This is a genomic window from Propionivibrio sp. (genome assembly GCF_049316945.1).
Classification (GTDB): domain Bacteria; phylum Pseudomonadota; class Gammaproteobacteria; order Burkholderiales; family Rhodocyclaceae; genus Propionivibrio.
The window spans coordinates 1-5,126 of record NZ_JBMOJE010000213.1 but is presented as its reverse complement, the minus strand read 5'-3'; the positions used below and the strand labels follow the sequence as shown (position 1 = coordinate 5,126).

Genomic DNA, 5,126 nt, shown 5'->3' with positions numbered 1-5,126 from the left:
TTCGAACTGCACTTGATCTAATCCTGCTCAACACGCATCAACGGTGCGCAGGCCGTCATGATGGCGGCAGGGCCTGCTATCGCCTCGAGGCCGCCCATGATCCAGGTTGCAGATCAATCGCTCAGCAAAGCCAGACAAACCACATCAAAATCCGACAAAATGCGCATCGACATCGAATGCTTTGTGGCCGCAACCAGACAATGCGGAGCAAAAATATGTCATCAGGGTTTGCCGAGGTGTTCATGCGTCAATGCTGTCAAGACCATCGTCAAATTGAAGGCCGTGGTACAGATCGCCCAACGTGATCGAAACTCCAATAATCGCCATCTCTATGCGCGAATCCATCCCGATGATGGCCCGGCTTTGCCATACCCTGATCTCGTCGCGATAGTAGAAGCGCACACGAGGCCCATCTGCTGCAACAAGAAGGATATATTCCATCGACGGAACCGATTTGTACTCTTCAAGCTTGTCCACGTCATCAAAGTGTTGGGTGCTTTTCGACGCCACTTCAACGACGAGCGTTGGCTTGTCGGATGATTTGTCGCTGCTGCCTGGCGTCCCGCAATCCACGCTTAGGTCGGGATAGCGAATGTTTCCAGCAGGAATTTTGATGGCGATATCTGCCGAGCGAGGCCGGCAATGCGTATTCAGTAATTGGTTGCCAAACACCCTGCTTCCGTTCATAACGATAGTGTCGTGAGCAATGTTAGCCCCTGCCATCAACAACGGCTTTCCATCAACAAGCTCATATCGCTTGTCCTGTTTTTCAAGCCATTTAAAGAATTCGTCAGCCCCCATTGGGTGCTGAACAGTCTGATGTTGTGCCATTGCTGACCTCGATTCGATAACTAACCAAAAAAGCCTAGGCCCATGCAAATCGCTGTCAAGCAACTTGGGCGCCCAGTTTTTGGAGTGATTGTTAGATCAAAATTTTAACTATATATCTCCAGGCTCTGTTGATGTTCTGCCGGTTCTTACGTCTCTCTCCCGGAGATATACAAGGGGGTTTGCACCCTTCTCCCTGCGGGAGAAGGGCCGGGGATGAGGGCTTCCGACATTGGCATCACATCCAACTGAGTTTTCTCGGTTCATCAATACCCCGTTAGAAAATCAATGAATCCTTGTAGGTCGGGCCCTTGGGGTGCAGCCGACCTACAGAACCTTCTGACTCTGCTACGTTTTCTTGTTAATCGTCGTTGGTTTTAAAACGAAACCAACCTCAAGCCCAAAGATAGTGCCGATCTTCTGAAGCGTTGCGATTGTCGGATTTCCGTCGCCGGCTTCTATCTGTTTCAACGCTCCGAAACTAACGCCTCGGTGCTTGGCGAACTCTGGTTGCGTGAGGCGGCTTAACCGGCGCATTTCCCTGACGGCTTCCGGGACAGGCAGTTTTCCGGCCTTGATGTCCTCGTAAAATCGGATGCGAAGCTCCCGCTCGATCTCCGGATCAATATGTTTACGGCGTCGATCCATGTCATTTCACTCCCTGCAGCCGCTCAAATTGAGCATCGATATGGGGCTTGCAATACTCGATCACCGCCTGATCCACCCCGCAATCCTGCATAATTTCGGACAAACGGGATAGCGGGCCTGAAAAATCCCGCAAACCAATCGTTACCTCACGCTTTTCTGATTCCGACAGACACAAGGTCTCGACAATCTCGGCCAGATCAGCGATATCGTGCTTTTCTGGCGTACGCCATCGACAACCGCGAATAATCATTTCACGGTCGAGATACATGGGAGCGAAATCATAGACCGGCGTGAGTTGTACCGTACCATCCGGCAGACGCTGGACAGATGTATTTCTGGCATGGTTGTCGGTATTCTTCATCGCCAGATTCAGCACATCGCGGCGGATGAATTCAACGATTTCCTGCACCGGGTTGGTTACATACTGGCGGAAGCTCTCAACAAGCGCGAACATCGATACCGGCATCCCGAATCCCCGCACGCCGGCCAATGATGCCAGCGTCTCCTGCGCATGCCTGTGCAGCCCGTCCGCCCGGACAGAGCGATCGAAGCGGGGAACAAACAGCATATCTCCCGCATGCATCGGCTCTCCCCCGGTACGCAAGCCGCAACGGGCCGCAACACGCAGGTAAGCCGCTTCGTTTCGCAGCACGGCGTAATCAGTCTCATGCGCTCCACGGGGTAGCTTTACAAGCCAGTGCTTTGCGGCATCGACATCTGGCAGCGCGGCGTCCGCGAACCAGAGCCCCTCACCATTCTGAGTCAACAAGAACTTTGGTGCCGCCCCCTGAATTCCGGTCGTCCCTGCCGCAAACATGGCGTGCGTCCAGATGTGCTCAAGAAACTCTTCCTTGCCGGTGATGATGTCCGCGAAATAAAAACCATCTTTCCTGGTTTTCGGGTTGCGCTTCTGCCAGTCCGAGTAGAACCCGACTGCGCTATCGAGGCGAAGATTGCCAACTGGATTGAATGCTCCGTACTGCGCCAACAACAAATCATGATCCTCGCTGTCGTTCAACCCAAGCTCCTGCACCAGCAGCTTCCGTCCGCGCCCCTGCGGCACAAGATCCAGCAGGAACGCCGGGCAGTCTGGAGCGCCGCTTTCCCCGTCGACGCCAAGCCGCGCCATACTGACCGGCAGCGAGAGTGATACCGGTAAGGGGTTTTCCGCGAATACGTAACCGATCAGATATTCGAATGTCGACTTATAGCGACCGTTCGGTGTGAATTCCGCTGCTGGAACCCATTGTCCGTCAATAAAAATCTCGACAATCGAACGCATGCAGACCTTAATAATAAGATTATCTTAATAGGCTTATTATAATTGGATTGACAAAAAATAAACTATTTTAATAGCAGAATTTATAGTCGTTGAAGGGTGTGCAAATTTAAATTTGCGCACGAGGTCTACTGGCACTTGTCCTCCCAGCGCATTCACAACCAAAGCCCACCTTCGACTCAATAAGGCTTTTGAATGCAACGAACTGGCAGATTAGTGGTGACAAAATGACACCACATAACTACACTCGGGACACCGACGTATTGCCTAACAAGGAGGTTGCCATGCTCGCCCGCACAGGGAAACGCCTTACCACGAGAATTACTGACCATGTGCAGGAAAAACTGCAAATGGCGGCAGATATCGTGGGCGCAACGCTGAACCAGTTTGTCGTGCAAGCGGCTCTGGAAAAAGCGGAAAAAGTCATTGAAAGCGAATCGACAATTGTCCTGACTCGCAGGGAATCGTTGGCACTGCTCGAACTGATTGAGAATCCGCCGCCGCGAAATGAGCAGTTCCTTCAAGCGCAGGCCCGTTATCAAGGGATAAAGAACGATGCTAGTTCTACCGCTGAACGACAGGCATAACAGGAAGGGCTTTGATTGTGGTGACGCAGACCTGAACGGTTGGCTGACGCAGACCGCCAGGCAACACAAAGAGAAGGGGGTTTCATCGACCTTTGTGGCGGTAGCCGATGAGAAAAGCACAGAAGTGCTTGGCTTTTACGCTATTAGCCTGGCCGAACTGGTCAACGCTGACCTTCCCGCGCAGTACAGAAAGCGGTTACCGAACAAGGTTCCCGTGTTTCGCCTTGGGCGGCTGGCAACAGCCATGCAACATCGGCGCAAAGGCATCGGTGAACATTTGCTCTTCGACGCCATTGACCGAGTGACGCGCATCGCAAAAGAGGTTGGAGGTATTGGCCTAGTGGTCAATGCGAAGCTCTCCGCAGTCGATTTCTATCAAAAATATGGCTTTGAGCTGATGGCAGATCATCCGCTAAATCTGATCTTGCCGATATAAATCCGCGCAAATTTTTATAGGCTAATGTTACAAATAGTGCTTGATCCGCCACCGCAGCAATCGCCCTGCAAAACCGGACATCAACAAAATAGACGCCTGAAGACCCGCATAAACATTGGCTTCCAAGGCATCGGTTATTCGTGTAGGTCGGACTTCAGTCCGACAAAAGCAAAGCACAACAGTCGGACTGAAGTCCGACCCACAAAAACCAACCTGGGCAATACGAGACATGGCGACGACTTCGGTTAACGCTCGGTCAGGGTTTTAAGGTAGCCACCCGCCTGCTTGCCTTCTTGTGGAGACAAGGACGAGATGGCCGCAACAATGTCTGCATTGTCGCAACCGGGGTGACGTGCCACATATTGCAAAAGCATGTCGTAGCGACCCCTCAGCTCACGTAAAAACCAGTTATCGGCTTCACCGCGCAGAGGTGACGAACTGCTAAAGAACAGCGCCTTAAGCAATGTGGCACGGTCAGCCCCCAATACGCCTTGCTCATAGGCAACCCGGTAAAACTTGGGCACACCTTCAAACAAGTTCCACAAAAACAGCAAGCCCTCGCTCACCGACACCGCCGGCACCGCAGCCAAAGAGAGTGCGGGCTTTGGCAATGTCGACTTGCAAATTACCGCACAAGCGCTGCACCGCGTCTCCCTTGCCCAGCAAAGTGGCACGCGCACCAATGTAACTATCGGCACACTCTCGCAAACGAGATTTGCACTCCCTAAGCCAGACGAGCCGGAACAAAAAAGCCCTGCGACGCGCTCCGATTTTCCCCCTCGCCCACTTGTGGGAGAGGGCTGCTCCGTCGTGGCAAGGGTGAAATCTCCCTCTCCCCCGACCCCTCTCCCACAAGTGGGCGAGGGGAGTGTGCGGAGTATTCTGCTCACGTTTTGTAAAGACTTCAGCCATAACCGGTCTTTAACAAACCATTGTCATTTTCGCTGTTTTTGCCCTGTTGTTACATCTGCAAGCCATTGTTTATTTGTTACTATCCAATTCGCATACCTAAAAAATTGATTTGTAGTGCCAAAATAATACGTAGTGCCATAAAATAATCAGAATTTCTCTGGTAGATTCTGATTTTGGCGAAAGACACGCCAAAAAATTCGGAAAATTACAGATATTGATGTTCTATTGAGCAATATTTAATTCACAGGGGTTTCAAAGTGCACTAGCTAAAGTCATATTTACGAGCAAAATGATCAAATAAAACACCAGTACGCTGTAACTGGTTGATTAAGAAAGATGTTTTTTGCCGCTTGTTAAACTTCGGTTAAGTGGCTAAAGACTGGTGTTATGGCCCGCTCAAATCCAGACAAACAAACCCGAGCTGGATGAGGATGGG

Annotated in this window: 6 protein-coding genes; 2 read left to right on the top strand and 4 right to left on the bottom strand. The window is 51.4% G+C overall.

Annotation, left to right across the window (positions count from 1 at the left end; genetic code table 11):
- Positions 1-240: 240 nt before the first annotated feature.
- The 3 genes from ACOYNV_RS25500 to ACOYNV_RS25490 form a co-directional block, all read right to left on the bottom strand.
- The gene (locus tag ACOYNV_RS25500; RefSeq protein WP_422902622.1) at positions 241-831 is read right to left on the bottom strand and encodes a Uma2 family endonuclease; all 591 of its coding nucleotides are present in this window, start codon (positions 829-831) and stop codon (positions 241-243) included.
- Between the two features lie 345 nt (positions 832-1,176).
- Positions 1,177-1,476 (bottom strand): helix-turn-helix domain-containing protein, encoded by a 300-nt coding sequence (locus ACOYNV_RS25495; RefSeq protein WP_422902621.1) that lies wholly within the window; start codon positions 1,474-1,476, stop codon positions 1,177-1,179.
- 1 nt (position 1,477) lies between these two features.
- Entirely contained in the window at positions 1,478-2,758 is a 1,281-nt protein-coding gene (locus tag ACOYNV_RS25490) for a type II toxin-antitoxin system HipA family toxin (RefSeq protein WP_422902620.1), read from the bottom strand.
- 281 nt (positions 2,759-3,039) lie between these two features.
- Here ACOYNV_RS25490 and ACOYNV_RS25485 point away from each other — a divergent pair, with 281 nt between their 5' ends.
- Together ACOYNV_RS25485 and ACOYNV_RS25480 are read left to right on the top strand one after the other, a co-directional pair.
- Positions 3,040-3,342: a DUF1778 domain-containing protein gene (locus tag ACOYNV_RS25485; protein WP_422902619.1), complete on the top strand. Its 303-nt coding sequence runs from the start codon at positions 3,040-3,042 to the stop codon at positions 3,340-3,342.
- Positions 3,311-3,778 carry a GNAT family N-acetyltransferase gene (locus tag ACOYNV_RS25480; protein WP_422902618.1) on the top strand — a complete coding sequence of 156 codons (468 nt, stop codon included), beginning with the start codon at positions 3,311-3,313 and terminating at the stop codon, positions 3,776-3,778. Before ACOYNV_RS25485 ends, ACOYNV_RS25480 begins: the two co-directional genes overlap by 32 nt.
- Positions 3,779-4,023: 245 nt before the next feature.
- On the opposite strand, the gene ACOYNV_RS25475 is transcribed toward ACOYNV_RS25480, so the two are convergent.
- Complete coding sequence (locus ACOYNV_RS25475) at positions 4,024-4,389, bottom strand: hypothetical protein (protein WP_422902617.1); 366 nt, start codon at positions 4,387-4,389, stop codon at positions 4,024-4,026.
- Between the last annotated feature and the right edge of the window lie 737 nt (positions 4,390-5,126).

What these genes read in the sequence shown, in the direction of transcription:
- ACOYNV_RS25500 (WP_422902622.1), bottom strand. Translation starts at nt 831, where the DNA reads ATGGCACAACATCAGACTGTTCAGCACCCAATGGGGGCTGACGAATTC.
- ACOYNV_RS25495 (WP_422902621.1), bottom strand. Translation starts at nt 1,476, where the DNA reads ATGGATCGACGCCGTAAACATATTGATCCGGAGATCGAGCGGGAGCTT.
- ACOYNV_RS25490 (WP_422902620.1), bottom strand. Translation starts at nt 2,758, where the DNA reads ATGCGTTCGATTGTCGAGATTTTTATTGACGGACAATGGGTTCCAGCA.
- ACOYNV_RS25485 (WP_422902619.1), top strand. Translation starts at nt 3,040, where the DNA reads ATGCTCGCCCGCACAGGGAAACGCCTTACCACGAGAATTACTGACCAT.
- ACOYNV_RS25480 (WP_422902618.1), top strand. Translation starts at nt 3,311, where the DNA reads ATGCTAGTTCTACCGCTGAACGACAGGCATAACAGGAAGGGCTTTGAT.